1 protein-coding gene and 1 pseudogene are annotated in these 1,969 nt (G+C 48.6%); both read right to left on the bottom strand.

Translation table 11 applies throughout. The features are described from left to right. On the bottom strand, positions 1–1,766 hold a 1,766-nt coding region (locus tag Q0502_RS10830; RefSeq protein ID WP_298650619.1), incomplete at its 3' end, for an ATP-dependent DNA helicase RecQ. A gap of 20 nt (positions 1,767–1,786) precedes the next feature. Continuing rightward, positions 1,787–1,969, bottom strand: a pseudogene (locus tag Q0502_RS10825) (single-stranded-DNA-specific exonuclease RecJ); the annotation flags it as partial.

The raw sequence follows: 1,969 nt of genomic DNA, 5'->3' as shown, positions 1-1,969 counted from the left end.
AAAAAATCTTTCAACTTATTTCCGATCTGGCGGAACAGGTAGTTCGGCAGGCCGGTCGTACTCTTCTTCAGGCAAACGTCGCAGTGGCCGCAATCTTCCGGAGAGAGTTCTCCGAAGTAGATCAGCAGCATCCTGCTACGGCACACATCTGTCGCTTCTGCGTAATCGACCATTGAAAAGATCCGCTTTTCGAAACGCTTTTTTCGTTCTTCATAAATTGTACGGGGGATCGAGACGAAGTGAGTCTCTTCGCGTGAAGTGGTAAACACAATAAAAGGCGTTTTCTTTTGTGGTATATAGCGGATATACTTCGCTCTGGAGAGGGCGACAAGCATCTCGCAGACCTCGCGGCGGCTTTTCCCGATCTTTACCGCCAGCAGCGACTCGTCAATATAGACATCGTCTGAAAAAACACCGGTATAATTACGCAGGATAGAATGTAAGAGGGCATCCATCTCTTTCTCCAGATGCAATGAATATATTTCGTCCCGATAAATCAGAAAACGTATCCGGGAACGCATATCTATCTCTTCCGTATATTCAATATAGCCTGCCAGTTCCAATATCTTCAGCGCATGGTGGGTTTGAAGAAAAGGGAGCTTGTATGGCTGGCAGAACTCCTGAAGATTGAAATCATACACATCATTATACCCTGCTCCCACGGCTATCTGGTAATAATTCCCCAGCGCTTCATAGACCCGCAGTATAAAATCGCGGGTGGGAAACGAGTCCGTGATCCGCTTTTTCAACTTGGCGCTATCGGCTTTCGTATATAGGATAATGGCGTAGGAACGCTCTCCGTCCCGTCCTGCACGACCCGCTTCCTGAAAATACTCTTCAAGCGAGTTGGGAAGATCCATATGGACAACGGTACGTACATCGGGCTTATCGATACCCATTCCGAAAGCATTGGTGGCCACCATTACCCTGCACTCATTCACCTTCCAGGCGTTTTGCCTGGAGACCTTATCCTCGTATGAGAGCCCGGCATGAAAAAAATCGGCAGACACGCCTGCTTTCCGGAGCGAATGGGCGACCTCTGCGGTCCTTTGCCGGCTTCTCGCATAAATGATAGCCGATCCGGGTACCGATTGAAGGATATGCAGCAATTCGCCCGTTTTATTCTCTGCCGTCCGCACGACATACGACAGGTTCTCCCGTTCAAAACTTACCCGGAATACGTTTTTCTCTTTGAAAAGCAACCTCTCCTGGATATCATCTACTACCTCTTTGGTGGCTGTGGCAGTGAGGGCGAGCAAGGGAACCCCCTCTAACAATTTGCGGATCTCGGCGATTTTCAGGTAAGAGGGGCGGAAATCATAACCCCATTGAGAGATACAATGCGACTCATCCACCACTAACAGGCAGACATCCATGGCCTGTAGCTTTGTAATAAAAATCTCGGAAGAGAGTCGTTCGGGGGAGACATAGAGGAATTTATAATCCCCGAAAATACAGTTTTCAAGCGTGGTAACGACTTCATCACGCGTCATCCCTGAATAGACAGCCGCTGCCTTGATACCACGCCCACGAAGGTTGTCCACCTGATCTTTCATCAATGCAATCAGGGGTGTCACTACCAGGCAAATTCCCTTCATGGCCAGTACCGGTACCTGAAAGGTTAATGATTTACCGCCGCCAGTGGGCATCAGCCCCAAGGTATCCCGTCCCTCCCACACAGACTGGATAATCTCCTCCTGCAGAGGCCGAAAGGTGGAATAACCCCAATTCTCGCGCAGTATATTATGAAATAGATCCGATTGCATAAGCAAACGCCCCTTGCTGTTTACTCCTTTATATCCCTGATGATAAGTTGAGTAAAGGAATTACTGCCGTGCCTGTTCTCTTCGATGGTGTAACAAATATCTACCGGCAGACCGGCTTTAATACGCTGATAGAAATCGTGCTGGCTAAAAGCGATACCCGGGAACGGCCTCTCAGTTGTCTTATCGATGATCTCCAGCTTAAT

Source organism: uncultured Proteiniphilum sp. (assembly GCF_937873925.1).
In the GTDB taxonomy this organism is placed as follows: domain Bacteria; phylum Bacteroidota; class Bacteroidia; order Bacteroidales; family Dysgonomonadaceae; genus Proteiniphilum.
This window is presented reverse-complemented; position numbering and strand designations above follow the sequence as displayed.